The organism is Pseudomonas sp. DW-iso3, assembly GCF_058725305.1.
Map to the genome: position 1 here is coordinate 99,084 of NZ_JBZXDZ010000007.1, position 24,850 is coordinate 123,933.

General features: G+C 61.9%; 23 protein-coding genes. 17 read left to right on the forward strand and 6 right to left on the reverse strand.

The annotated features are described in order from the left end of the window. Positions 1-110: 110 nt before the first annotated feature. From ilvA to AC4PS7_RS21135, 3 genes are read left to right on the forward strand one after another with little or no spacing between them, the layout of a single operon-like run. Positions 111-1,625, forward strand: a complete 1,515-nt coding sequence (gene ilvA, locus AC4PS7_RS21125) for a threonine ammonia-lyase, biosynthetic (RefSeq protein WP_010207306.1) — start codon at positions 111-113, stop codon at positions 1,623-1,625. A 41-nt stretch (positions 1,626-1,666) separates the two neighbouring features. Next, positions 1,667-2,080: a DUF2269 family protein gene (locus tag AC4PS7_RS21130; protein WP_021492649.1), complete on the forward strand. Its 414-nt coding sequence runs from the start codon at positions 1,667-1,669 to the stop codon at positions 2,078-2,080. Then, positions 2,081-2,548: a DUF2269 family protein gene (locus tag AC4PS7_RS21135; RefSeq protein ID WP_010207302.1), complete on the forward strand. Its 468-nt coding sequence runs from the start codon at positions 2,081-2,083 to the stop codon at positions 2,546-2,548. A 112-nt stretch (positions 2,549-2,660) separates the two neighbouring features. Here the strand turns inward: AC4PS7_RS21135 and AC4PS7_RS21140 are convergent, their stop codons facing one another. After that, positions 2,661-3,317, reverse strand: coding sequence for a histidinol-phosphatase (locus AC4PS7_RS21140; RefSeq protein WP_460114187.1), 657 nt, complete (start codon positions 3,315-3,317; stop codon positions 2,661-2,663). Positions 3,318-3,460: 143 nt separating this feature from the next. Here AC4PS7_RS21140 and AC4PS7_RS21145 point away from each other — a divergent pair, with 143 nt between their 5' ends. Next, positions 3,461-3,940, forward strand: coding sequence for an RNA pyrophosphohydrolase (locus AC4PS7_RS21145; RefSeq protein WP_003176750.1), 480 nt, complete (start codon positions 3,461-3,463; stop codon positions 3,938-3,940). A gap of 22 nt (positions 3,941-3,962) precedes the next feature. Beyond that, positions 3,963-6,242, forward strand: a complete 2,280-nt coding sequence (gene ptsP, locus AC4PS7_RS21150; RefSeq protein ID WP_010207299.1) for a phosphoenolpyruvate--protein phosphotransferase — start codon at positions 3,963-3,965, stop codon at positions 6,240-6,242. A 104-nt stretch (positions 6,243-6,346) separates the two neighbouring features. Here the strand turns inward: ptsP and AC4PS7_RS21155 are convergent, their stop codons facing one another. Continuing rightward, positions 6,347-7,093: an NRDE family protein gene (locus AC4PS7_RS21155; RefSeq protein ID WP_010207298.1), complete on the reverse strand. Its 747-nt coding sequence runs from the start codon at positions 7,091-7,093 to the stop codon at positions 6,347-6,349. 120 nt (positions 7,094-7,213) lie between these two features. Between AC4PS7_RS21155 and AC4PS7_RS21160 the strand changes: the two genes are divergently transcribed. The 3 genes from AC4PS7_RS21160 to AC4PS7_RS21170 all read left to right on the forward strand — a co-directional run bounded on the left by AC4PS7_RS21160 (position 7,214) and on the right by AC4PS7_RS21170 (position 9,772). Then, on the forward strand, positions 7,214-7,996 hold the full coding sequence (locus tag AC4PS7_RS21160; RefSeq protein ID WP_010207297.1) for a sulfite exporter TauE/SafE family protein: 783 nt from the start codon (positions 7,214-7,216) through the stop codon (positions 7,994-7,996). Positions 7,997-8,074: 78 nt separating this feature from the next. Then, a complete protein-coding gene (lgt, locus tag AC4PS7_RS21165; protein WP_010207296.1) occupies positions 8,075-8,887 on the forward strand; it encodes a prolipoprotein diacylglyceryl transferase in 813 nt (270 codons plus the stop codon). A gap of 51 nt (positions 8,888-8,938) precedes the next feature. Further along, positions 8,939-9,772: a thymidylate synthase gene (locus tag AC4PS7_RS21170; protein ID WP_010207295.1), complete on the forward strand. Its 834-nt coding sequence runs from the start codon at positions 8,939-8,941 to the stop codon at positions 9,770-9,772. A 144-nt stretch (positions 9,773-9,916) separates the two neighbouring features. Here the strand turns inward: AC4PS7_RS21170 and cadR are convergent, their stop codons facing one another. Next, complete coding sequence (gene cadR / locus AC4PS7_RS21175; protein ID WP_010207294.1) at positions 9,917-10,357, reverse strand: Cd(II)/Pb(II)-responsive transcriptional regulator; 441 nt, start codon at positions 10,355-10,357, stop codon at positions 9,917-9,919. An 85-nt stretch (positions 10,358-10,442) separates the two neighbouring features. Here cadR and AC4PS7_RS21180 point away from each other — a divergent pair, with 85 nt between their 5' ends. The 8 genes from AC4PS7_RS21180 (at position 10,443) to AC4PS7_RS21215 (ending at position 20,009) form a co-directional block, all read left to right on the forward strand. Further along, positions 10,443-12,701, forward strand: a complete 2,259-nt coding sequence (locus AC4PS7_RS21180) for a heavy metal translocating P-type ATPase (RefSeq protein WP_492179733.1) — start codon at positions 10,443-10,445, stop codon at positions 12,699-12,701. Positions 12,702-12,717: 16 nt separating this feature from the next. Then, on the forward strand, positions 12,718-13,581 hold the full coding sequence (locus AC4PS7_RS21185; RefSeq protein WP_042571406.1) for a LysR family transcriptional regulator: 864 nt from the start codon (positions 12,718-12,720) through the stop codon (positions 13,579-13,581). Positions 13,582-13,821: 240 nt separating this feature from the next. After that, positions 13,822-14,886, forward strand: a complete 1,065-nt coding sequence (locus AC4PS7_RS21190) for a putative 2-aminoethylphosphonate ABC transporter ATP-binding protein (protein WP_010207289.1) — start codon at positions 13,822-13,824, stop codon at positions 14,884-14,886. Position 14,887: 1 nt separating this feature from the next. Continuing rightward, a complete protein-coding gene (locus AC4PS7_RS21195) occupies positions 14,888-16,600 on the forward strand; it encodes a putative 2-aminoethylphosphonate ABC transporter permease subunit (protein ID WP_031291088.1) in 1,713 nt (570 codons plus the stop codon). Positions 16,601-16,622: 22 nt separating this feature from the next. After that, positions 16,623-17,636 carry a putative 2-aminoethylphosphonate ABC transporter substrate-binding protein gene (locus AC4PS7_RS21200; protein WP_010207286.1) on the forward strand — a complete coding sequence of 338 codons (1,014 nt, stop codon included), beginning with the start codon at positions 16,623-16,625 and terminating at the stop codon, positions 17,634-17,636. Positions 17,637-17,690: 54 nt separating this feature from the next. Further along, positions 17,691-18,824, forward strand: coding sequence for a TIGR03364 family FAD-dependent oxidoreductase (locus AC4PS7_RS21205; protein ID WP_492179734.1), 1,134 nt, complete (start codon positions 17,691-17,693; stop codon positions 18,822-18,824). Next, positions 18,824-19,378 carry a phosphonate degradation HD-domain oxygenase gene (locus tag AC4PS7_RS21210; protein WP_492179735.1) on the forward strand — a complete coding sequence of 185 codons (555 nt, stop codon included), beginning with the start codon at positions 18,824-18,826 and terminating at the stop codon, positions 19,376-19,378. Before AC4PS7_RS21205 ends, AC4PS7_RS21210 begins: the two co-directional genes overlap by 1 nt. A gap of 91 nt (positions 19,379-19,469) precedes the next feature. Then, complete coding sequence (locus tag AC4PS7_RS21215) at positions 19,470-20,009, forward strand: hypothetical protein (RefSeq protein WP_044288028.1); 540 nt, start codon at positions 19,470-19,472, stop codon at positions 20,007-20,009. Between the two features lie 5 nt (positions 20,010-20,014). Here AC4PS7_RS21215 and AC4PS7_RS21220 read toward each other — a convergent pair whose 3' ends face one another. Both AC4PS7_RS21220 and AC4PS7_RS21225 read right to left on the reverse strand, forming a co-directional pair. Then, positions 20,015-21,382 carry a DUF3482 domain-containing protein gene (locus tag AC4PS7_RS21220; protein ID WP_010207280.1) on the reverse strand — a complete coding sequence of 456 codons (1,368 nt, stop codon included), beginning with the start codon at positions 21,380-21,382 and terminating at the stop codon, positions 20,015-20,017. After that, positions 21,375-22,745 (reverse strand): DUF2868 domain-containing protein, encoded by a 1,371-nt coding sequence (locus AC4PS7_RS21225; protein WP_198831506.1) that lies wholly within the window; start codon positions 22,743-22,745, stop codon positions 21,375-21,377. Before AC4PS7_RS21225 ends, AC4PS7_RS21220 begins: the two co-directional genes overlap by 8 nt. Before the next feature lie 69 nt (positions 22,746-22,814). Here AC4PS7_RS21225 and AC4PS7_RS21230 point away from each other — a divergent pair, with 69 nt between their 5' ends. Beyond that, complete coding sequence (locus AC4PS7_RS21230; protein ID WP_010207277.1) at positions 22,815-23,327, forward strand: dihydrofolate reductase; 513 nt, start codon at positions 22,815-22,817, stop codon at positions 23,325-23,327. Positions 23,328-23,423: 96 nt separating this feature from the next. On the opposite strand, the gene AC4PS7_RS21235 is transcribed toward AC4PS7_RS21230, so the two are convergent. Further along, positions 23,424-24,815 (reverse strand): L-cystine transporter, encoded by a 1,392-nt coding sequence (locus AC4PS7_RS21235; protein WP_021492659.1) that lies wholly within the window; start codon positions 24,813-24,815, stop codon positions 23,424-23,426. Between the last annotated feature and the right edge of the window lie 35 nt (positions 24,816-24,850).

Here is a 24,850-nt window from a genome sequence, read left to right on the forward strand (position 1 = left end):
TCGAGGGGCGCGAGTATAACCCAACAAAACCTCTGGATTCGTGTGGTCGCCCGCCCAAACGCTGGGTTAGACTCCTTGGCCCTGCCCAACCCGCCCAGTGATATCCGCCGATGCTTGAACAGTACGTCAAAAAGATCCTCACCTCGCGCGTTTACGACGTTGCCGTAGAAACCCCGTTGCAGACCGCCCGTCAGCTCTCCGAGCGGCTGGGCAACCAGGTCTGGCTCAAGCGTGAAGACTTGCAGCCGGTGTTCTCGTTCAAGATTCGCGGCGCCTATAACAAGCTGACCCAATTGACCGCTGAAGAGCGTGCGCGCGGCGTGGTCACGGCGTCGGCCGGCAACCATGCCCAGGGCCTGGCCCTGGCCGCCAAGGTGCTGGGGGTCAAGGCCACCATCGTGATGCCCAAGACCACGCCTGAGATCAAGGTCGAAGGCGTGCGTTCGCGTGGCGGCAAAGTGGTGCTGCATGGTGATTCCTTCCCGGAAGCCCTGGCCTACTCGCTGAAACTGGTCGACGAAAAAGGCTACGTCTACATCCACCCCTACGACGATCCACACACCATTGCCGGGCAGGGCACCGTGGCGATGGAAATCCTGCGCCAGCATCCAGGGCCTTTGGACGCGATTTTCGTCCCGGTGGGCGGTGGTGGGCTGATCGCCGGTATTGCGGCGTATGTGAAGTACCTGCGCCCGGATATCAAGATCATCGGCGTGGAGCCAGACGATTCCAATTGCCTGCAAGCCGCCCTGGCGGCGGGCGAGCGCGTGGTGTTGCCGACCGTCGGCATCTTTGCCGATGGCGTGGCGGTGGCGCAGATCGGCCAGCACACCTTCGACATCTGCAAGGACTATGTGGATGAAGTGATCACCGTGAGCACCGATGAAATCTGTGCGGCGATCAAGGACATCTACGATGACACCCGTTCGATCACCGAGCCGGCAGGGGCATTGGGCGTGGCCGGGATCAAGAAGTACGTCGAGACCCGTGGCGTCACCGGGCAGACCCTGGTGGCGATCGATTCCGGCGCCAACGTCAACTTCGACCGCTTGCGCCATGTGGCCGAGCGCGCGGAGCTGGGTGAGGGCCGCGAAGCCATCATCGCCGTGACCATTCCCGAGAGGCCCGGTAGCTTCAAGGCGTTCTGCGAGGCCGTGGGCAAGCGCCAGATCACCGAATTCAACTACCGCTTTCACTCCGGCAGCGAAGCACACATCTTTGTCGGCGTGCAGACCCACCCGGAAAACGACCCGCGCAGCGCGCTGATCGCCAGTCTCACCCGCCAGGGTTTCCCCGTGCTGGACCTGACCGAGAACGAGCTGGCCAAGTTGCACATCCGCCATATGGTCGGTGGCCATGCAGCCCACGTCAGTAATGAAGTGGTGTTTCGCTTCGAATTCCCGGAGCGTCCGGGGGCCTTGTTCAACTTTCTTAACAAATTGGGCGGGCGCTGGAACATATCGATGTTCCACTATCGCAACCACGGCGCGGCCGACGGTCGTGTGGTCGCTGGGCTGCAAGTGCCGGCGGACGAGCGTCACCTGGTGCCGGCGGCCCTGGAAGCCATCGGCTATCCGTACTGGGATGAGAGCGATAACCCGGCCTACACACTGTTCCTCGGTTGAGCGACTACGCTGATTGGGGCGGCCTTTAAGGAAGACGAGACATGGAAACGCTGACCACCCTGAAAGTTATCCACATCGCGGCCACGGTATTGCTGCTGCTCAGCGGCCTGGGCCTGGCATTGCTCGCCTGGCGCAAACGCAGCGCCGGCCCGGCAGTGACCGTGCAGCGCCCCTGGGCGTTCGTCTGGTTGTTGATGGGCGTGTGTGTGGTGAGCATGCCGTTTACCGGCTGGTGGCTGGTGCACCTGATCGGTTGGCCGCTGGGGCAGACCTGGATTCTGGGCTCCAGCATCCTCTACAGCGTGGCGGCGCTGGCCTGGTTCTGGCTGGTGGCGCGGCTCAATCGCCTGCGCAAAGGCGAGGGTGGTAGCTTGAACTTCACGCTGGTGCTGGCGGTGGTCAGCCTGGTGGGGTTCGTGGCGATTGCCGGGTTGATGGGCGCCAAACCCGTTTAGATGAGCGCTTACCTGCTGCTGAAAACCCTGCATATCCTATCGTCGACGATCCTGTTCGGGCTGGGCGCGGGCTCGGCTTACTACGCGTTGCGCGCTTGGCGCACTGGCAACGTGGAAGTGATCGCCGTGACCTTCAAGCACCTGGTATTCGCCGACTGGGCGTTTACCGCGACCACGGCGGTGTTCCAGCCGTTGAGTGGCATCGGCTTGATGTACCTGGCGGGCTGGTCGCTGCAGCAGAGCTGGCTGCAATGGACGTTCGGCTTGTATGGGTTGGCGGGGATCTGCTGGCTGCCGGTGGTGTGGTTGCAGATTCGCGTACACAAGATGGCGGAGCAGGCGTTGCGGGAGGGTACGGCAATGCCGATCAAGGCCGCGACGTACATGCGCTGGTGGTTTGGCCTGGGGTGGCCGGCGTTTCTCGCGTTTGTGGCGATTTTCTACTTGATGGTCGCCAAGCCTATGTAGGGCTTGGGACCGTGTCGACTTCATCGCAGGCAAGCCAGCTCCCACACTTGACCGAGTTCCAGCATGAGAATGCGGTCAAAATGTGGGCGCGGGCTTGCTCGCGAAGGCGTCATCAGCTGCGCAGGGTAATCACCGGCCAGCCACGCTTCTCGGCCTCAGCCCGCAAATTCGGATCCGGATCCACTGCCACTGGATGAGTCACTTGCTCCAGCAGCGGTAAATCATTCATCGAGTCACTGTAGAAGTAGCTGCCTTCCAGGCTGTACCCGGTTTCTTCCAGCCAACGATTCAAGCGCGTCACCTTGCCCTCGCGAAAGCACGGCACGTCAGTGCTGCGGCCAGTGTAGCGGCCGTTTTCCATCTCGCATTCGGTGGCGATCAGGGTTTCCACGCCCAAGCGTGCGGCAATCGGCGCGGTGACGAAACGGTTGGTGGCGGTGATGATCACCAGCTTGTCACCGGCGGCGCGGTGTTTGGCCAGCAGTTCAGTGGCCAGCGGCAGCAGGATCGGCTCGATGCAGTCACGCATATAGTCGTTGTGCCACTCTTCCAACTGGGCCATCTCGGTGCGGCCGAGGATTTCCAGGCAAAAGTTCAGGTAGGCAGCGTTGTCCAGCTTGCCGGCCAGGTAATCCTGGTAGAACTCGTCGTTGCGGGCCTTGTAGGCAACCGGGTCGAGAATCCCGCGTTCACAGAGGTAATCGCCCCAGGCGTGGTCGCTGTCACCGCCGAGGAGGGTGTTGTCCAAGTCGAATAAAGCCAGGCGCATTGCAGTTACTCGCTGAAAAGTCTGTAAAAAGGCGTCCAGAATACGGTCTTTTCACAAGAGTGCACATAAGGTAAGAAGCCTCGTTGCCGCTTCATCAACCTTTGTGGAACAATGCGGCGACATGCGTTTGCGAGGTTGTTGCCGTGATCGACCCCGATGGTTTCCGTCCTAATGTCGGGATCATTCTTACGAATGATGCCGGACAGGTGCTATGGGCTCGCCGAATCAACCAAGATGCCTGGCAGTTTCCTCAAGGTGGAATCAACCCCGACGAAACCCCTGAGGACGCCTTGTACCGTGAGTTGAACGAAGAAGTCGGCCTTGAGCGCGAAGATGTACAAATTCTGGCCTGTACCCGTGGCTGGTTGCGCTATCGTTTGCCGCAACGCCTGGTGCGTACCCACAGCCAACCGCTGTGCATCGGCCAGAAGCAGAAGTGGTTTCTCCTGCGCCTGATCTCCAATGAGCAGCGGGTGCGGATGGATTTGACCGGTAAACCGGAGTTCGATGGTTGGCGCTGGGTCAGCTATTGGTATCCGTTGGGCCAGGTGGTGACATTCAAGCGCGAAGTTTATCGTCGCGCTCTCAAAGAGCTTGCCCCGCGCCTTTTAGCGCGCGACTGACGACGGAGTTCGACCCCGAGCCATGCTCAATACGCTGCGCAAGATCGTCCAGGAAGTTAACTCCGCCAAGGATCTCAAGGCGGCGTTGGGGATTATTGTGTTGCGCGTCAAGGAAGCCATGGGCAGCCAGGTCTGCTCGGTTTACCTGCTGGACCCCGAGACCAACCGTTTTGTGCTGATGGCCACCGAGGGCTTGAACAAGCGCTCGATCGGCAAGGTCAGCATGGCGCCCAATGAAGGTCTGGTGGGCCTGGTGGGGACGCGTGAAGAACCCCTGAACCTTGAAAACGCGGCCGATCACCCGCGTTATCGCTACTTTGCCGAAACCGGCGAAGAGCGTTACGCCTCGTTCCTCGGCGCCCCGATTATTCACCACCGCCGCGTTGTCGGCGTGTTGGTCATCCAGCAAAAAGAACGCCGCCAGTTCGACGAAGGTGAAGAAGCCTTCCTCGTGACCATGAGCGCGCAGCTCGCCGGGGTTATCGCTCACGCCGAAGCCACCGGTTCGATTCGCGGCCTGGGCCGTGAGGGCAAGGGCATCCAGGAAGCCAAATTCGTGGGCGTGCCGGGTTCACCGGGCGCTGCGGTCGGTACGGCGGTGGTCATGTTGCCGCCGGCGGATCTGGATGTGGTGCCGGACAAGACCGTCAGCGACATCGACGCTGAAATCAAACTGTTCAAGACTGCCCTGGAAGGCGTGCGCGCCGACATGCGCAACCTGTCGAACAAGCTGGCCACCCAGTTGCGCCCCGAAGAGCGCGCATTGTTCGACGTTTACCAGATGATGCTCGATGACGCGTCCCTGGGTAACGAAGTCAAGACCGTGATCAAGACCGGCCAGTGGGCCCAGGGCGCACTGCGCCAGGTGGTCACCGATCACGTCAACCGTTTCGAAATGATGGATGACGACTACCTGCGTGAGCGGGCCTCGGATGTGCGCGACCTGGGTCGCCGTCTGCTGGCCAAGCTGCAGGAAGACCGCACCACCAACCTGGTTTACCCCGACAACACCATCCTGGTCAGTGAGGAACTGACCGCCACCATGCTCGGCGAAGTGCCTGAGGGCAAGTTGGTGGGGCTGGTTTCGGTACTCGGTTCGGGCAACTCCCACGTCGCGATCCTGGCGCGTGCCATGGGCATCCCGACGGTGATGGGCCTGGTAGACCTGCCGTATGCCAAGGTCGACGGCATTGGCATGATCGTCGATGGCCATCGCGGTGAAGTGTTCACCAACCCCAGCGAAGTACTGCGCAAGCAATACGCCGAAGTAGTTGAAGAAGAGAAACAACTGGCGCTGGGCCTCGATTCCTTGCGCGAACTGCCGTGCGTGACCACCGATGGTCACCGTGTGCCGTTGCTGGTTAACACCGGCCTGCTGGCCGACGTGGCCCGGGCGCAACAGCGCGGCGCTGAAGGCGTGGGGCTGTACCGCACTGAAGTGCCGTTCATGATCAACCAGCGTTTCCCGAGCGAGAAGGAGCAGCTGGCGATTTATCGCGAGCAACTGCAGGCCTTCCACCCGTTGCCGGTGACTATGCGCAGCCTGGATATCGGCGGCGACAAGTCACTGTCCTATTTCCCGATCAAGGAAGACAACCCCTTCCTTGGCTGGCGCGGCATTCGCGTGACCCTCGACCACCCTGAAATTTTCCTCGTACAGACCCGCGCCATGCTCAAGGCCAGCGAGGGCCTGAACAACCTGCGTATCCTGCTGCCGATGATCTCCGGCACCCACGAGCTGGAAGAGGCGCTGCACTTGATCCACCGTGCGTGGGGCGAAGTGCGCGACGAAGGCGCCGACGTACCGATGCCGCCGATTGGCGTGATGATTGAAATCCCGGCAGCGGTGTACCAGGCCAAGGAGCTGGCGCGGCAGGTGGACTTCCTGTCGGTGGGCTCCAACGACCTGACCCAATACCTGTTGGCCGTGGACCGTAACAACCCGCGGGTGGCCGACCTCTACGACTACCTGCACCCGGCGGTGCTGCAAGCCCTGCAACACGTGGTGCGCGACGCTCATGCCGAAGGCAAGCCGGTGAGCATCTGCGGTGAAATGGCCGGCGATCCGGCGGCGGCGGTGCTGTTGATGGCGATGGGCTTCGATAGCTTGTCGATGAACGCCACCAACTTGCCGAAGGTGAAGTGGATGCTGCGCCAGGTTGAGTTGAGCATGGCCAAAGACTTGCTGGCGGAGTTGATGACCATCGACAACCCGCAAGTTATCCACAGTTCGCTGCAGTTGGCGCTGAAGAACCTGGGGCTGACAAGGATGATCAATCCGGCTTCCGCCAAAACCTTGTAGGGGCGAGCTTGCTCGCGAAGAACGTCAACGATAACGCGGGGTGCCTGATTACCCGCGGCGTTCTCAGGTTTTTCGCGAGCAAGAACTAGGCGTCCCCCTCGCTCCTACAGGTTGATGTCTACCTCGCCCAACCGCCCACCATGGGGTCCAAAGCTTCGCTCCACCATCCGCCGCGTGCCATCGGCATTCACAATCAACGCCGTGCTCGCCCGTGTCCCATAACTCGGGCTGGCGATAAACACACTCGACAGCAAACTCTCCGTCGCCAACCCCACGCCGGTATCCGGCAGCTCGGCAAAAGGTGCAATCTGTGGATCGCTCAGAATCTCCAGTAGCGCTTCGGGCTGGGGATCGTTCAGCAACTCACTCAGCGCGGCTTTGGCCTTAAGCAGTTTCGGCCAAGGTGTATCCAGCCCTGCATTGGATAACCCATACACGCCCGCTTTCAACTGCGTCGGCTCTGTGTGATTAGCGTTGTAATGCCACAGCTCACCCGGTGTGCCCACCAGCAGGTTGAACCCTGCGTATTCAATCGAACGGCCGTTAACGTCGGCCAAATACTGCTCAACCGGCAGTGAACCGTTGAGAAAGCGCGCGACCAGCTCGCCACGGGACTTGCGGGCCGGCGGTTGGTGCGGATCGCGGATATTGGTCAGCGCGGCAAAGCGCCCCTCGGCGTTCACCCCCAGCCAGGTGCCGCCTGCTTCCTGATCGCGGCCGGCATAGACAGTGGGTGCATCCTCCCACTGGGCCAACGGCAGGCTGGGGCGGGCGTAGAACTCATCGCGGTTGGCCGCGACGATCAGCGGCTGGGCGTGGCCCGGTCGCCAAGCGAAAACAATCAGGCACATCAGGCGATCCCTTTTGTGTTTTTTGCCACTCTACCCACTCAAGCACAGGCGTTCCATCGTATCCAGTTGGGTCGCATGCCTTCCATCCGTTAACATGCCGGACTTGGTTCGGGGGCTCCCATGGAATTTCTGCTGTATTTGCTGCTTGGCGCCTGTGCGGGTGTACTCGCCGGGCTGTTTGGCGTGGGCGGCGGGATCATCATCGTGCCGGTGCTGGTGTTCAGCTTCACCTTGCAGGGCTTCGACCCGCAGGTGCTGACCCACTTGGCTGTGGGCACGTCCCTTGCGACCATCATCTTTACCTCGGTGAATGCCGTACGCGAGCATCACCGGCGGGGTGCGGTGCGTTGGCCGATCTTTGTGTGGATGACCGTGGGTATCCTGATCGGCGCCGGTTTTGGCGCACTGACGGCCGAGGCGATTTCCGGCCCTCACCTGCAAAAGATCATCGGCGTGTTCGCCTTGCTGGTGGCCGTTCAACTTGCACTGGACGTTAAGCCCAAGGCCAGCCGGACGGTGCCGGGCAAACTCGGCCTGACCGTCGCCGGTACGTTTATCGGCTGGGCCTCGGCGATTTTCGGCATTGGCGGCGGCTCGCTGACCGTGCCGTTCCTGACCTGGCGCAGTGTGCCGATGCAGCAGGCAGTGGCCACTTCATCCGCCTGTGGCCTGCCGATTGCGCTGGCCAGTGCGTTAAGTTTCATGATTCTGGGCTGGCATGACCCGTTGTTGCCCGCGCATAGTCTAGGGTTCGTGTATTTGCCGGCACTGCTGGGCATTGCCCTGACCAGCATGGTGTTTGCCCGCTTCGGTGCACGCTTGGCACATCGATTGTCGCCGCGTCTGCTCAAGCGGTTGTTCGCCGGGCTGTTGTTCTGTGTCGGCATAAATTTTTTGTTTTGAAAAACTTGAGTAATGCAGTCTTAATCGCGCCCGGGCATGGTCCGGACGCCATAACGAATGATTTAACGAGGAGTCGCAATGCTGCCTTACCCGCAGATCGACCCGGTGGCCCTGGCCATTGGTCCGCTGAAAATCCACTGGTACGGGTTGATGTACCTGATCGGCATCGGCGGTGCCTGGTTTCTGGCCTCTCGACGCCTGAACCGTTTCGATCCGACCTGGACCAAGGAGAAGCTCTCCGACCTGATTTTCTGGCTGTCGATGGGGGTCATTGTCGGCGGGCGCCTGGGGTATGTGCTGTTCTACGATCTCTCGGCGTACATCGCCAATCCGACGCTGATCTTTGAAGTGTGGAAAGGCGGCATGGCATTCCACGGCGGTTTTATCGGCGTGATGATTGCCGCCTGGTGGTTCGGCCGTCGTAATGGCAAGTCGTTCTTCCAACTGATGGACTTCGTTGCGCCAATGGTGCCGATCGGCCTGGGCGCCGGGCGTATCGGTAACTTCATCAACGCCGAGCTGTGGGGTAAGCCGACCGACGTGCCGTGGGCCATGGTGTTCCCGCCGTTCAGCGACCCCGCGCAACTGCCACGCCACCCGTCGCAGCTGTATCAGTTCGCGTTGGAAGGCGTGGCGCTGTTCCTTATCCTGTACATCTTCTCGCGCAAACCGCGCCCCACCATGGCGGTGTCGGGCATGTTCGCGTTGTTCTACGGGATCTTCCGCTTTATCGTCGAGTTCGTGCGCGTGCCGGATGCGCAGCTGGGCTACCTGGCGTTCGGTTGGGTGACCATGGGCCAGATCCTCAGCCTGCCGATGATCCTTGGCGGCCTGGGCTTGCTGTGGTGGGCGTACAATCGCCCGCAACCTTTGAAGAACACCGCGCTTTAAATTCGAATGCCCGGGCCGTAGGGTCCGGGCTTCAACGATACGGGTACCCAAATGAAGCAATATCTCGAACTACTGAACGACGTCGTGACCAATGGATTGACCAAGGGCGATCGCACCGGCACCGGCACCAAGGCCGTGTTTGCCCGTCAGTATCGGCATAACTTGGCCGACGGCTTCCCGCTGCTGACCACCAAGAAGCTTCACTTCAAAAGTATCGCCAACGAGCTGATCTGGATGTTGAGTGGCAACACCAACATCAAGTGGCTGAATGAGAACGGCGTGCGCATCTGGGACGAATGGGCCACCGAAGACGGCGACCTGGGCCCGGTGTACGGCGAACAGTGGACCGCCTGGCCGACCAAGGACGGCGGCACGATCAACCAGATCGACTACATGGTCCACACGCTCAAGACCAACCCCAACAGCCGCCGTATCCTGTTCCACGGCTGGAACGTCGAGTACCTGCCCGACGAGACCAAGAGCCCCCAGGAAAACGCGCGCAACGGCAAGCAAGCGTTGCCGCCGTGCCACCTGCTGTACCAAGCGTTCGTGCACGACGGCCACCTGTCGATGCAGTTGTACATCCGCAGCTCCGATGTCTTCCTCGGCCTGCCGTACAACACCGCCGCGCTGGCATTGCTCACTCATATGCTGGCCCAGCAGTGCGACTTGATCCCCCACGAGATCATCGTCACCACCGGCGATACCCACGCCTACAGCAATCACATGGAACAGATCCGCACCCAGCTGGCGCGCACGCCGAAGAAACTGCCGGAACTGGTGATCAAGCGCAAACCTGCATCGATCTACGACTACAAGTTCGAAGACTTCGAGATCGTGGGCTACGACGCCGACCCAAGCATCAAGGCTGACGTCGCGATCTAAAAACTGCCTCGGTCTAAACTGTGGGAGCTGGCTTGCCTGCGATAGCAGTACATCAGTCACCTAATCAGGTGCTGACACTCCGCTATCGCAGCAATGCGGCGATCCGACAAGCCAGCTCCCACAGTTGGTCGGTGCTCACTTGAGTTAGTGGCCGTGGCTCCTGCCCACATGCGAAGGCTCCGCCTCGCTGGCCTGCACGCTCCCACTGACCTCCAGCCGCTGCAAAATCCCGCACTGATCCCCGCCGCCACAGCGTTGGCGCAGGTCCAGCAACTGTTCCTGCAATGCCAGCAGCCCATCGATGCGCGCTTTCACGTGGTGGATATGCTCGTCGATCAACGCATTCACGTTTTCGCACTGGTCCTGGGGGCTGTCGCGCAAGCCCAGCAGGCTGCGGATTTCTTCCAGGGTCATGTCGAGGCTGCGGCAGTTGCGGATAAAGATCAGCCGCTCGGTGTGCGCCTGGGTGTACACGCGGTAGTTGGCGTCAGTGCGCGCCGGGGGCGGCAGCAGGCCTTCCTTTTCGTAGTAACGGATGGTTTCCACCGGGCAGTCGGTCAGTTTGGCCAGTTCGCCGATCTTCATCGCAGCAATCTCCAAATGGGTGCTTGACCCTATAGTGGCTACAGGGTCTTTACTTGGCAACAGGCACCTTTACGGACGCGACAGAATGAGCGACTCCATCCACACCCCGCATAAACACGATCACGACCATGATCACGACCATGGTCCGAAAAAACTGCCCCCCGTGCATGACCACGGCCACGGCGGCTCCTGCTGTTCCGGCACCCCAGCCCCTGCGTTGGTGCAACTGAGCGAAGCGCCCACCGCCGGTTCGCGGCTGAGCACCTTTCGCATTGAAGCCATGGACTGCCCCACCGAGCAGACGCTGATCCAGAACAAACTGGGCAAGCTGGCCGGCGTGCAGCAACTGGAATTCAACCTGATCAACCGTATCCTCGGCGTCACCCACGACTTGCCGAGCACCGCGCCGATCATCGACGCGATCAAATCCTTGGGGATGCAGGCTGATCCTATCGAGGAAGGCACTCCGGCTGCTGAACCGCCTGCCAAGAAACACTGGTGGCCGCTGGCATTGTCCGGCGTTGGCGCGTTGGGGGCCGAAGTGCTGCATTTCGCCAATGCTGCGCCGACGTGGGTGATCGCGTTGGTGGCCTTGGTGTCGATCCTCAGCGGCGGCCTCACGACTTACAAAAAGGGCTGGATTGCCCTGAAAAACCTCAACCTGAACATCAATGCCTTGATGAGCATCGCCGTCACCGGTGCGATCCTGATCGGGCAATGGCCGGAAGCGGCCATGGTGATGTTCCTGTTCACCGTGGCCGAGTTGATCGAAGCCAAGTCCCTGGACCGTGCGCGCAATGCCATCAGTGGCTTGATGCAGATGACGCCGGAGCAGGCCACCGTGCAGCAAACCGACGGTTCGTGGGCTGAACAGGAAGTCAAAAGCATTGAGTTAGGGGCGATCGTGCGGGTAAAACCCGGCGAGCGCATCGGCTTGGACGGTGAGGTCACGGCTGGACAGTCCACCATCGACCAGGCGCCGATCACCGGTGAAAGCCTGCCGATCGAGAAGACCGTGGGCGACAAAGTCTTCGCCGGCACCATCAACCAGGCAGGTTCCCTGGAGTACACAGTCACCGCAGCGGCCAACAACTCCACCCTGGCGCGCATCATTCACGCGGTGGAACAGGCCCAAGGCGCGCGTGCGCCGACTCAGCGGTTTGTCGACAGCTTCTCGAAAATCTACACCCCAGCCGTGTTCCTGTTCGCCCTGGGCGTAGCGCTGATTCCGCCGCTGTTCATGGCCGGTGTCTGGTTCGACTGGGTGTACCGCGCCTTGGTGCTGCTGGTGGTGGCGTGCCCGTGTGCCCTGGTGATTTCCACTCCGGTGACCATCGTCAGCGGCCTCGCGGCGGCTGCGCGCAAAGGCATCCTGATCAAGGGCGGCGTGTACCTGGAAGGCGGATACAAGCTCGACTACCTGGCCCTCGACAAGACCGGCACCATCACCCATGGCAAGCCGGTGCAAACCGATTACCTGGCACTGTTCCCCAATGTCGCAGACAGCGCGCCGGCCTTGGCCGCCAGTTTGGCCGGGCGTTCCGATCACCCGGTGTCGCTGGCGATCGCCAACGCCGCGGTGGATAAAAACCTGCCGAGCCACGCTGTGGATAACTTCGAGGCCCTGGCCGGGCGAGGCGTGCGTGGCGACATCAACGGCGAAACCTATCACTTGGGCAACCACCGCCTGGTAGAAGACCTGGGCCTGTGCTCGCCTGAGCTGGAAGAAAAACTCTTCGCCCTGGAAAAACAGGGCAAGTCCGTGGTGCTGTTGCTCGACAAGTCCGGCCCGCTGGCACTGTTCGCCGTGGCCGACACGGTCAAGGACAGCAGCCGCGAAGCCATCCAGCAACTGCACGATCTGGGCATCAAGACCCTGATGCTCACCGGCGACAACACCCACACCGCCCAGGCGATTGCCGCCCAGGTCGGCATCGACCAAGCCCAGGGCGACCTGTTGCCGACCGACAAACTGCAAGCCATCGAAACCCTCTACGGCCAAGGCCACCGCGTGGGCATGGTGGGTGACGGCATCAACGACGCCCCGGCGTTGGCCCGTGCCGAGATCGGCTTTGCCATGGCCGCAGCAGGCACCGACACCGCCATCGAGACCGCGGACGTGGCGTTGATGGACGATGATTTGCGCAAGATTCCGGCATTCATTCGTCTGTCGCGGCAAACGTCGAGTATCCTCAAGCAGAACATCGCCCTGGCGTTGGTGATCAAGGCGATCTTCCTTGCGGTCACCTTCCTGGGCATGGCCACCATGTGGATGGCGGTCTTCGCCGACATGGGCGTCAGCCTGCTGGTGGTGTTCAATGGCTTGCGCCTGTTGCGCAAATAGACGATGAGAGGGTGGTGTGCTGAGTGCCGAGTTAAAGGCGTTTTTCATGGTCGCCCGCCTGGGCAGTATCACCCAGGCGGCAAAAAAACTCGGCCTGAGTCAACCCACGGTCACCACCCAGGTCCGTAACCTGGAAAGCCAATACGGCGTCGAGCTGTTCTACCGCGGCGGCCGCCGCCTCACCGTCAGCGACGAGGGCGCGCGCCTGCTGCCTATGGTCAAGGCGCTGTTGCAGCAGGAAGCGGACATCGAGTTTTTCCTGCGCAACAGTGGCCAGGTCCAGGGCGCATTGAGGATTGCCGCCACGGCGCCTTACTACATTCTCGACCTGGTCAAAGCCTTTCGCGAACGCTTGCCCCACGTGGAAGTGTCGGTAGAAATCGGCAACTCTCAACAGGTGCTCGAAGCGCTGGATGATTACCGCGTCGATCTCGCCGCCTCCTCTCAACTGCTGGAAGACCCGCGCCTGATTCGCCGTGTGCTGGGCACCGATCCTTTGGTGCTCGCGGTGCATCGTCACCATCCGCTGGCCAAGCTCGATCATGTACCGCTCACTGCATTGGCCGGGCATACCTTGTTGATGCGTGAAGCCGGCTCTACCACGCGGCGCCTGACCGAAAAAATGCTACAGGATGCAGGCGTGAGCTACGGCCCGCTGCTGGAAATCGGCAGCCGGGAATCGATTCGCGAGGCGGTGTTGCGCAATATCGGCATCAGCATCATCGCCCGCCAGGAAGTGCCGCATGATCCACAGTTGCGGGTGTTGACCATCGAGAATGCGCCGCAGATTCCCGAGTATTTGTACTGCCTCAAGGAGCGTAAAGGCGCGCGGTTGCCGGCGGCGTTTCTGGGGTTGGCGCAGGAAATGTCACCTATTTAAGGTTGTGCGGTGGCCTTTGAATCGCCATCGCAGGCAAGCCAGCTCCCACCGTTGAATGTGTTCACAGATCAACACTGTGGGAGCCGGGCTTGCCCGCGATGGGGTCAGGGCAGGCAGCAAATCCCCGCCCGTCCTACCCAAATCCACCAATACCACTATCACTGCGTTTTGCCTTTCTGCCACATGAGGGACGCATTGCCTGCCTAGCATGGGCTTCATCAGTTTGATGAGGTGCCTTGCATGAACACAGCCCTGACCCAACCCGGCGCGCCTATGAAGGTGCGCGGTATCCAGAAACGCTTCGGCGCCTTTACCGCGCTGGACAACGTCTCCCTGGACGTCGCCGCCGGCGAGCTGGTGTGCCTGCTGGGCCCGTCCGGTTGCGGCAAGACCACCTTGCTGCGCTGCATCGCCGGCCTTGAGCGCCAGGACAGCGGCGAACTGTACCTGGGCAGTCGTGATGTTTCTCTGCTGCCGCCCCAGGCGCGGGACTACGGCATTCTGTTCCAGTCCTACGCGTTGTTTCCCAATCTCACCGTCGAAGCGAACATCGGCTACGGTCTCACCGGCAGCGGCCGTGAGGAAGTACGCCTGCGCGTCGGGCAGATGCTTGAACTGGTCGGCCTGGTCGGCAGTGAGAAGAAATACCCCGGTCAACTCTCCGGCGGCCAGCAACAGCGCGTCGCCTTGGCCCGCGCGTTGGCGCCTGCACCGTCGTTGTTGTTGCTGGACGAACCGATGTCTGCCCTCGACGCCCGCGTCCGTGAGCATCTGTGCACCGAGCTGCGCCAACTGCAACGCCGCCTGGGCATCACCACGTTGATGGTCACCCACAACCAGGACGAAGCCATGCTGATGGCCGACCGCATCGCCGTGATGAACAATGGCAAGGTCGAGCAATACGCCACGCCCCAGGCGATCTACGACCGTCCGGCCACTCCGTTCGTGGCGGAGTTTGTCGGCCAGGGTAATTGGCTGCCGTTCAGTCGCAACAGTGCCAGCCATGCCCAGGTCGGCGGGATGAACATGCGCTTGGCCGACGATGCTGGCATCGCCAAGTCCGGCCGTCTGTTCTGCCGCCCGGAAGCGATCAGCGTCAACCCGGCGGTGCACGAAGAAAACCTTTTCCCGGCCAAGGTCCGCGAAATCACCTTTCTCGGCAACCGCTGCCGCATGAGCTTCGAGCTGGAGCAATTGCCCGGCCATCCGCTGCTGGCCGAAGTGGCTCCGGAAGCCATGCCACGTCTGGGTGCCCAGGATATTTGGGTCGCCTTACCGCCGCGCAGCCTGCAGGTGTTTGCCTGAGATGGCCAGCGAGATGACACTGCCCATGCCGCGTGAAGTTTCCCGCGCTGAAAGGGGCGACCGCATTTTCGTGGTCGGCGGCAAACTGGTGTGGCTGTTGCTGCTAGGGATTGCCGTACTGCTGCCATTGCTGGCGATCTTCTGGCGCGGCTTCAGCAGCGAAGCCGGGCAGGGCGGTGGTCTGGTGGCGGCGCGGGAACTGCTCACCAGTGACAACTTCCACTGGCTGCTGGGCAATAGCCTGAAAGTCTCGCTCAGCGTCGCGGCCATTGTCGTACCGCTGGCTTACCTGTTTGCCTACGCTCTGCAGCGCACGTTGATCCCCGGCAAGGCGATCTGGCGCGGCATGTCGCTGCTGCCGCTGATGGCGCCGTCGATGTTACCGGGCATTGCGCTGGTTTATCTGTTCGGCAACCAAGGCATGCTGCGCGGGTTGCTCTCGGACAATATCTACGGCTTCTGGGGCATTGTGCTGGGCGAAGTGATCTACACCTTCCCACACGCCTTGATGATTCTGCTGTCGGCGCTGTCCCTGGCGGATGCGCGCTTGTTTGATGCCGCATCCAGCATGGGCGCCAGTCCGGCGCGGGCGTTTCGCAGTATTACCTGGCCGGCCACGCGTCAGGCGGTGTTCGCTGCGTTCTGCCTGGTATTCACACTGACCATTACCGACTTCGGCGTGCCCGTGGTGGTGGGCGGGGACTATCAAGTGCTGGCGCTGGAAGCCTACAAGGCGGTGGTCGGCCAGCAACAGTTTGGTCGCGGCGCGTTGATCGGCATGGTGTTGCTGCTGCCGGCGCTGTTCAGCTTTGCTGTGGATGCCTGGCTGCGCCGCCGTCACGGCGACGCCATGAGCGGTCGTGCCCAAGTGTTCCAGCCGGCGCCGTCGCGCTTGAGGGATGCCTGCTACCTGGCCATCGTCCTGCTGATCTGCGCGGTGTTGCTGCTGGTGTTCGGCATGGCGGTGTATTCGTCGCTGGTGAAGTTCTGGCCCTACAACCTGTCGTTGTCGCTCAACCATTACCAGTTCGAAGACACGGCCGGCGGCGGCTGGCTGGCCTATCGCAACAGCCTGACCATGGCGTTGTGCACGGCGTTGATCGGCAGCGTGTTGATCTTCACCGGCGCGTACCTGATGGAAAAGACCAAGGGCCAGAAGGGCCTCAACCTGGCCCTGCGCATGCTCAGTTTCGTGCCAATGGCTGTACCGGGCTTGGTGCTGGGCCTGGGCTATGTGTTCTTTTTCAATCTTAATGGCAACCCGCTGCATGTGTTCTACGGCACCATGACGTTGCTGGTGGTGTGCACCATTGCTCACTATTTGACCACCGCGCAGATGACCGCGACCACGGCGCTGCGTCAACTGGACGCCGAGTTCGAAGCCGCCGCGTTGTCGCTCAAGGCGCCGTTGTACCGCCATTACCTGAAAGTGACGGTGCCGATCTGCCTGCCGGCGCTGCTGGACATCGTGCGCTACCTGTTTGTGTCGGCGATGACCACCGTGTCCGCCGCAATCTTCCTTTACAGCCCCGACACCCTCCTCGCCGCCGTCGCCGTGTTGAACATGGACGATGCCGGCAACGTGGGCGGCGCGGCGGCCATGTCGACCCTGATCCTGTTCACCTCGGCCAGCGTCTCGCTGCTGCTGGCGTGGGCTTCACGTGGCGCGTTGCGTCGCTCCCAAGCCTGGCGCCAGAGCGCACCCGGCCAATAAACATCCCTGAAGGAGGTGCTCCATGTTCAAGCCCCTGGCGCTGGTCGCTGCCGTACTGACTGCATTCAGCCTGAATGCCTTCGCCAAGACCGAGTTGACCGTCTACACGGCCCTCGAAGCCGAGCAGTTGAAGACCTACAAAAAGGCTTTCGAACAGGCTAACCCCGACATTGAGATCAAGTGGGTGCGTGACTCTACCGGCATCATCACCGCCAAGCTGCTGGCTGAGAAAGATCGCCCGCAGGCCGACGCAGTCTGGGGCCTGGCAGCTTCCAGCCTGGCGATCCTCGACCAGCAGGGCATGCTGGACAATTACGCGCCGAAGGACCTGGAGAAGATCGGCAAGAACTACCGCGATGCCGCCAACCCGCCGGCGTGGGTCGGCATGGACGTGTGGGCCGCGACCATCTGCTTCAACACCGTCGAAGCCGAAAAGCAGGGCCTGACCAAGCCGGTGAGCTGGCAGGACCTGACCAAGCCTGAGTACAAGGGCAAGATCGTCATGCCCAACCCGGCCTCGTCCGGCACCGGTTTCCTGGATGTCAGCGCCTGGTTGCAGACCTACGGGGAGAAGCAAGGCTGGCAGTACATGGACGACCTGCATCAGAACATCGGCCAGTACGTTCACTCCGGCTCCAAGCCCTGCAAGCTGGCGGCTTCGGGTGAATTCCCGATCGGCATTTCCTTCGAATACCCGGCTGTGCAGTTGAAGCGCCAGGGGGCGCCACTGGATATCATCCTGCCGAAAGAGGGCCTGGGTTGGGACATCGAAGCCACTGCCGTCATGAAAGGCACGCCTCACGCCGACGCCGCAAAAAAACTCGCTGATTTCTCCGCCAGTTCGGCCGCCATGGACCTGTACAAGGACAACTTCGCCGTCCTCGCCCAGCCGGGCATTGCCAAGCCGCAGACCGAATTACCGGCCGACTACGAGCAGCGCCTGATCAAAAATGACTTCGCCTGGGCTTCGAAAAACCGCGACAGTATCCTGACCGAGTGGCGCAAGCGCTATGACGGCAAGTCGGAAAAACAATAATGTTCACCTCTACCTGCAGGCGCGGGCTCGCTCCTGCAGAGGACTGCGAAATCCATGACGAAGCACAGTGATCTACTGATTATTGGCGCCGGTATCCTCGGCCTGTCCCACGCCTTCGCCGCCGCCAAGCGCGGCCTCAAGGTCAAGGTGTTCGAACGCAGCGCCACCCCCTTGGGCGCCTCGGTACGCAATTTCGGCCAGGCCCTGGTCACCGGCCAACCGCCGGGGTCGATGCTGGAGCTGGCACGGGAAAGCCGTGAAATCTGGGGCCATTGGGCGCAGGTCGCCGGGCTGCAACTCAAGCGCAACGGCTCGTACCTGTTCGCCCGTACCGAAGCAGAAGAACACTTGCTGGAAGCCTTCTGTGAAGGGCGTGCAAAAGAGCACGGCTACAATGTCGAGCTGCTGCAGGGCGCGGCGATAAAGGCGCTGTACGGTGGCCAGTTCCGCCATCACCGCGCCGCGCTGCACGGCAAGGAAGATCAGCAACTGTATTCCCGTGAAGCGATCCCGGCGCTGATCAACTACCTGGCGCAAGAGCTGAACGTGGAGTTTTACTTCTCCACCTTGGTGCGCGACGTCGAGCCGGGGCAGTTGCACAGTACTGCGGGGACCTTTCGCGGCGAGCAGATCATCGTGTGCTCCGGCCATGACTACCAAACCCTGCTGGCCGACGCGATGGCCGCACTCAACCCGAGCATCTGCCGCCTGCAAATGTTGCGTGCCCGGCCCGCGTTCAATCTGAACCTGCAACACGCATTGCTCACCGGTTTGAGCTGCGTGCATTACGGTGCCTTCGCCGATCTGCCGGAAGCGGCGCCGGTGCAGGCGCACATCCTGCAGGAGGCGCCGCACCTGCACGAACACGGCATTCACCTGCTGATCAGCCCGACGCCCCATGGGGAGCTGATCATCGGCGACTCCCATGACTACGGCAGCGACGCGTCGCCCTTCAATGCCGAGCAGGTGGATGACTGGATGATCGAACTGGCTGAACAGACCTTGGGCTGCAAGATCCAGGTGGTAGAGCGTTGGCAGGGTGTGTACGGCTCGCGGGGGCCGGGGCCGTTTTCATTCCTGCGGGCTGCGCCTGGGCTGAGCGCGGCGTTGATGCACACCGGCGTGGGTATGAGCGTGGGGCCGGCGATGGCCGAGCGGAATATCACAACACTGTGGGGCGGCGCGTGATGAACCCGCAACAGACCCTCGCCGAAATCTTCGGCTTGTATGAGCAACACGGCACGGCGGATTACATCGGCGAGCCGGTGTCGCAGATCGAGCACATGTCCCAGGCTGCGCAGCTGGCCATGGCCGAAGGCTTTGACGAGGAAGTGGTGCTGGCGGCGTTTTTCCACGACATCGGGCATATCTGTGGCCAGGGTGGGGAAAACATGGGCGGTTTTGGCGTGGTCAGCCACGAACGGCTGGGGGCGGATTATCTGCGTCGCGCAGGGTTCAGCGAGCGCATGGCCAAGTTGGTGGAGTATCACGTGCAGGCCAAGCGTTATCTGACCTTCAGTCAGCCGGACTACTACGCCTGCCTGAGCGAAGCCAGTCGCCGTACCCTGGCGTACCAGGGCGGGGCGATGAGCGCCGATGAGGCTCATGCCTTCGAGCAGGCCCCGTTGTGTGCTGTCAGTTTGCGCATGCGTCATTGGGACGAACAGGCCAAGCAGATGCATGTGCCGGTGCTTGACCTGCAGGTGCTCAAGGCCATGGCTGCGCGGCTACTGGCTGCGTAGACAGGCCTTACACCTAACGCAGACTCGCCGTCTGGAGGCGGGTGCAACGCGTCATTAAGGTGTGTGTTTCTTATCTTAAGGAGCAACACTGATGCGTTACTTGAAAGCCAATGCTCAGGACATGAGTGGTAATGGCCGCGCCGATACGGTCATCCTGCATTTTTATGAGCATCAGGTGGGTTGCCCGGATGAACTGGTTCACGAGATCTTCGCGGTGGACATGAGTGCCGATGGCCGTGTCGATCTACATTGGGCGGAGGATCTGAACCCCGCCAGCCGGTCGCGCATGCTGGATACCGAGCGGGTGGATAGCTTTGCCGACAGTTTCCTGAAACTGGGCTGGTTCAATCAGCGCAGCCATTGGCAGCGTACGTTGACGATGTACGTCGATCACTTCGGTAAAACCGGGATGCCCAACGCGATCAAACTCGACTTCCATGAGCGCACGACGTCTGGGTGCACGTCGTCGCTGGTTTACCAAGCGGCTGCTTATGACGGCGACAGTGACGGGGTGTTGGAGTCTTTCACCAATAGCGACATCGACCGCAACGGAATAGCCAATACAGCCGATAAAGAGCTGATTCGCTCGCTCTGCACGGCCTTCCTGGCGTTTGGGTGGTTTAAGCAATAACCCGATCAGGTCTCATCAAGCCGAGCGGCCAGGGCTTCGACCTGATCCTGCCGTTCGGCCTGGCTCAACCTGGCGTGAGGGTTGAGGGACGACCATTGCGGGTGGGCGCGGGCTTTGTGCAGTGCGTCCGGCAACTTGCCTTCGCGCCACGTCTTGTCTTGGGGCGTGTCGACCTTGATGCTGTGCATCGCCGCATGGCCGCGCAGGTTAAGGGCCTTGAGCAGCTGTCGCTGACGCAGGGCGAGCAGGCGCAACACGCTGTCGTCGACGGTCAGTTCGCGCTGGCCTTTGATCTTGCCCAGCAACCGACTGCCATAGCTGCGGGCAGTTTGCAGCGCGCCACCGGCAATCGCGCCGGCCAGGGCGGCGGCGCCCAGGGTCAGGCCGCCGACCAGCAGATCCACCCCCGCACCGGCCGCCGCGCCTGCGGCGATTCCACCGCCGACGCGCACGCCGAGTTGCTTGAGGGTTTCCGGGTTGAACAGGTCATCGCCCCACCGCCCGTCCAGCAGCGGCAAGTCGCTGGCAGCGGCATCTTGCGGGCGGAAGCCGAACAGTTTGAGCAGCGCCTCCACGCATTTTTGTTCGCGTTGCCGCACGGCTTTACGCAGGTCGCCGATGGCTTGTTGCTCATCTTCAGTGACCACACTGCGGCGACAGGCGGCGCAGTCGATCAGCAACTCCGCGATCAGTCGCGCAGCGCTTTGCTGGCGGGCCTTGCGTTGAGCTTCCTGGTCAAGAATCAACCGCTCCAGCTGCGGCCGCGCGGTTTCCAGCAGCAGGGCGAGGCTTTCATACAGGCGCCGTTCGCCGTCTTCCGGCGGTGCCACGCTGTCGAATCGCACCAATGCGTGCAGGCCAAGGCGGGCGAGGGCTTCGCGCCAGTCCGGCTCGCGGTGGTCGCTGCTGCTGACGAAATTGAGCACGGGCAGCAACGGCTTGCCGCAACTGGCCAGTACCTGCAGCTCGTCGCGATACTTGGCCAACACCGGCTCGCGGGCGTCGATCACATAAAGGCCGGCGTCGGAGGCCAGCAGTTGGCGCAGCACCTTGGCTTCCTGTTCGAAACGCTGGCGGGCTTCGCTGCCTTCCAGGAAGCGCGCCAGGCGGGCCGGGCCGTCGAGGCGTTCGCCGGGGCGGTCCAGGCGCTCCAGGTAATCGAGCAGGGCGATGGCGTCTTCCAGGCCGGGCGTGTCGTACAGTTCCAGCAAGGCCTCGCCGTCCACCGACAACCGCGCACCTTCCACATGCCGCGTGGTGCTGGGGCGATGGGAGACTTCGCCGAAACCCACGTCGCGTGTGAGCGTGCGCAGCAGCGAGGTCTTGCCGACATTGGTGTGGCCGACCACGGCGAGTTTCAGGGGCTTAGTCATGGCCAGTCTCCAACCAGTTCAACGGCGCGCAGTCGGCGAAAGGCAACTCAAGTTGCTGCAACGCGGTGTGCCAGTCACCCAGGCGCTCGGCGTCCAGCGCCTGGCCGGGCGGCGCTTGCAGCAGCCAGACGCGGGTGGCGGTGGCGCTGCGGGCGAGTTCGGCGATCAGCGCCAGGCTGCCGCGATCCGGCGAACGCCGTGGGTCGCAGGCGATAGCCAGGCGCGCGGGTGGGAAGCGTGTGAGTTGTTCCAGCAGTTTGTTGCGCGACTCTCGGCTGTCGAGGATGCCGGCGTTCTTCACGCTGGCGGGCAGTTTGGGGGGCCAGGGATGTTGGTCGTCCAGTTCGATGGCGACGAGCAGGGCGCCATCGCTTTCCAGTTCATTGACGCCGCCGCTGACGTGGTGCAGCTGTTCGGGCGCGGCATCGTTGACGCCAAGACGTTCGCTGCTCGGCATCAGGCGTTCGCGCAATTGGCTGTAGCCGGGCAGGTTGAGGTCCAGGCGCAGGGCGGCGCGCCCACGTTTCCAGCGCCACAGGCACAGCAGGGCGAGGATCAGGCGGGGCAGCAGGCCATAGACCAGCAACACACCCACCAGCCAGGCGGCCCAGGCTTGGCGGGCGCTTTCGATATTCAGGGCGGAGTCGCCGCTGGCGCGGATCATCTCGACGGTCGGCACGTTGAAGCCCAGCAGAGCGGGCAGCGTGCCGAGGGCCTGGGTCACAGCGACGAAAGTATCAGCGCCGAGAATGGTGGTTTCCCACACGAAGCCGTAGCGACGGGTGGCGAGCAGCGTAAGAAGAATCACCATGGCGCTGAGCAACGCCAGCAACCACAGGCTGTTGACCAGCACGCCCACGGCCCAGCGATTGAGCTTCTGCCGTTGCAGTAGCAGTAACAGTGCTGGGGCCAGTTGTGCGGCTTTGGCATCACGGGCGAGTTTCTCGCTGAGCCATAACCACAGTCGCCCAAGGCTGGCACTGTGTTCACCGGCAAACAGCAGGCCCAGGGCCCAACTGATCAACAGGATGAGATTCAACCCGAGCAGGCTGCCGAGAGCCCAGAACACGTTTACCGGGTTGATGCCGTTGCCCAATGCTGCAAACGCCAGCCCTGCGCCGCTGATCACGGCGACAATCGCCAGCAGCAACAGCGCCAGACGTGCGCCCTGCAACCAGCGGGTGAGAGCAACCGTGAGCCCATCGCGCTCGGCCAAGTGCAGGGCACGCTGCTGAATGCGCGTCGGCAGGTCGCCACCGGCCGTGCGGGCCAGACGGTTGGCTTCCAGGTCTTCCAGCGGGCCCGCGTGTTCTTCGCGCAGGCGCACGGTTTCTGTCAGCCAAAGTGTGTGCAGAGGAGTCACGCGTTGTCCTGTTGTGTTTGTGAGCCTGGAGCATAACCTCTGACTCGGGGCTCTGGTATTCTCGTCGCCATGAAAAAAACTCTCCCTTTAAGCCTGATCGCGGCCCTCGGTGAAAACCGTGTGATCGGCGTCGACAACAGCATGCCCTGGCACTTGCCGGGGGATTTCAAATATTTCAAGGCCACCACCTTGGGCAAGCCGATCATCATGGGGCGCAAGACCTGGGATTCCCTGGGCCGACCGCTGCCGGGACGCTTGAACCTTGTGGTTAGCCGTCAGACCGATCTGGTGCTGGAAGGTGCGGAAGTTTTTCCGTCACTGGACGCGGCAGTAGAGCGCGCTGAGGAATGGGCCAAGGCGCAAGGCGTTGACGAGCTGATGTTGATCGGCGGTGCGCAGTTGTATGCGCAGGGGCTGGAGCAGGCGGATCGCCTGTATTTGACGCGTGTGGCGCTGAGCCCGGAAGGGGATGCTTGGTTTCCGGAGTTTGATGTGGGCCAGTGGAAGCTGGTGTCCAATCTGGAGAATGCGGCGCAAGGGGATAAGCCGGCGTACAACTTCGAGGTCTGGGAGAAAGCCTAAGAGCTTCGCGAGCAAGCCCGCTCCCCCATTTGACCGAGTTCCAACATGAGAATGCGGTCAAAAGGTGGGAGCGGGCTTGCTAGCGAATACGGCCTATCAGGCCTGCGCCAACTCGGCGTGCTCATCCGCACCCAGCAACGCCTTATCCGTCTGGCCCATGACCTGGCTGGTGATCGCACCCGCCGTCATCGAACCATTCACGTTCAGCGCCGTACGGCCCATGTCGATCAGCGGCTCTACGGAAATCAGCAGCGCCACCAGTGACACCGGCAACCCCATGGCCGGCAGCACGATCAACGCGGCGAAGGTCGCACCGCCGCCCACGCCGGCGACGCCTGCGGAACTCAAGGTCACAATCGCCACCAGGGTCGCGATCCACAACGGGTCCAGCGGGTTGATGCCTACGGTCGGCGCGACCATCACCGCCAACATCGCAGGGTAGAGGCCGGCGCAGCCGTTCTGGCCAATGGTCGCGCCAAACGACGCGGCGAAACCGGCGATGGATTGCGGGATACCCAGGCGACGGGTCTGCGCTTCGATGCTCAGCGGGATCGCCGCCGCGCTGGAGCGGCTGGTGAAGGCGAAGGTCAGCACCGGCCACACCTTGCGGAAGAAGCGCAGCGGGTTGATCCCGGCCAGGGACAGCAGCAGGCCGTGCACCACAAACATCAGGCCCAGGGCCAGGTACGACACCACCACAAAACTGCCGAGCTTGATGATGTCCTGCAAGTTGGAACCGGCCACCACTTTGGTCATCAGCGCCAATACGCCGTAAGGCGTGAGCTTCATCACCAAGCGCACCAGGCGCATCACCCAGGCTTGCAGGGTGTCGATGGCGTTGAGGACTTTCTGGCCTTTCTCCACGTCATCCTTGAGCAGTTGCAGTGCGGCAACCCCCAGGAAGGCGGCGAAGATCACCACGCTGATGATCGAGGTTGGCTTGGCCCGGGCCAGGTCGGCGAACGGGTTGGCCGGCACGAACGACAGCAGCAGTTGCGGGATATTCAGGTCGGCGACCTTGCCTGCGTAATCACTCTGGATCACTTGCAGGCGCGCCATTTCCTGGGTGCCGGCTACCAGGCCTTCCGCGGTGAGGCCGAATAGGTTGGTCAGACCGATACCGATCAGCGCCGCAATGGCCGTGGTGAACAGCAAGGTACCGATGGTCAGGAAGCTGATCTTGCCCAGGGACGATGCGTTGTGAAGACGCGCCACTGCACTCAGGATCGAGGCAAATACCAGCGGGATCACGATCATTTGCAGCAGTTGCACATAGCCGTTACCGACCAGGTCGAACCAGCCGATGGAGGCCCTGAGCACCGGGTTACCGTCGCCGTAGATCGTGTGCAAGACAGTGCCGAACACCACGCCAAGTACGAGGGCACATAACACCTTCTTGGCGAGGCTCCAGGTTGTGCGACGGGTTTGTGCCAGGCCCAGCAGCAGGGCTACGAACACCAATAAGTTGAGAATCAGGGGCAGATTCATTGAAGCTCCGTTCAGAAGGCAGCCAATCGCGTGAG

Coding starts and splice junctions, on each gene's coding strand:
- ptsP (WP_010207299.1), top strand. CDS start 3,963: ATGCTCAATACGCTGCGCAAGATCGTCCAGGAAGTTAACTCCGCCAAG.
- AC4PS7_RS21140 (WP_460114187.1), bottom strand. CDS start 3,317: ATGCGCCTGGCTTTATTCGACTTGGACAACACCCTCCTCGGCGGTGAC.
- AC4PS7_RS21135 (WP_010207302.1), top strand. CDS start 2,081: ATGAGCGCTTACCTGCTGCTGAAAACCCTGCATATCCTATCGTCGACG.
- AC4PS7_RS21195 (WP_031291088.1), top strand. CDS start 14,888: ATGGCCAGCGAGATGACACTGCCCATGCCGCGTGAAGTTTCCCGCGCT.
- AC4PS7_RS21200 (WP_010207286.1), top strand. CDS start 16,623: ATGTTCAAGCCCCTGGCGCTGGTCGCTGCCGTACTGACTGCATTCAGC.
- AC4PS7_RS21210 (WP_492179735.1), top strand. CDS start 18,824: ATGAACCCGCAACAGACCCTCGCCGAAATCTTCGGCTTGTATGAGCAA.
- AC4PS7_RS21230 (WP_010207277.1), top strand. CDS start 22,815: ATGAAAAAAACTCTCCCTTTAAGCCTGATCGCGGCCCTCGGTGAAAAC.
- cadR (WP_010207294.1), bottom strand. CDS start 10,357: ATGAAGATCGGCGAACTGGCCAAACTGACCGACTGCCCGGTGGAAACC.
- AC4PS7_RS21180 (WP_492179733.1), top strand. CDS start 10,443: ATGAGCGACTCCATCCACACCCCGCATAAACACGATCACGACCATGAT.
- AC4PS7_RS21220 (WP_010207280.1), bottom strand. CDS start 21,382: ATGACTAAGCCCCTGAAACTCGCCGTGGTCGGCCACACCAATGTCGGC.
- AC4PS7_RS21170 (WP_010207295.1), top strand. CDS start 8,939: ATGAAGCAATATCTCGAACTACTGAACGACGTCGTGACCAATGGATTG.
- AC4PS7_RS21235 (WP_021492659.1), bottom strand. CDS start 24,815: ATGAATCTGCCCCTGATTCTCAACTTATTGGTGTTCGTAGCCCTGCTG.
- AC4PS7_RS21130 (WP_021492649.1), top strand. CDS start 1,667: ATGGAAACGCTGACCACCCTGAAAGTTATCCACATCGCGGCCACGGTA.
- ilvA (WP_010207306.1), top strand. CDS start 111: ATGCTTGAACAGTACGTCAAAAAGATCCTCACCTCGCGCGTTTACGAC.
- AC4PS7_RS21160 (WP_010207297.1), top strand. CDS start 7,214: ATGGAATTTCTGCTGTATTTGCTGCTTGGCGCCTGTGCGGGTGTACTC.
- lgt (WP_010207296.1), top strand. CDS start 8,075: ATGCTGCCTTACCCGCAGATCGACCCGGTGGCCCTGGCCATTGGTCCG.
- AC4PS7_RS21190 (WP_010207289.1), top strand. CDS start 13,822: ATGAACACAGCCCTGACCCAACCCGGCGCGCCTATGAAGGTGCGCGGT.
- AC4PS7_RS21155 (WP_010207298.1), bottom strand. CDS start 7,093: ATGTGCCTGATTGTTTTCGCTTGGCGACCGGGCCACGCCCAGCCGCTG.
- AC4PS7_RS21205 (WP_492179734.1), top strand. CDS start 17,691: ATGACGAAGCACAGTGATCTACTGATTATTGGCGCCGGTATCCTCGGC.
- AC4PS7_RS21215 (WP_044288028.1), top strand. CDS start 19,470: ATGCGTTACTTGAAAGCCAATGCTCAGGACATGAGTGGTAATGGCCGC.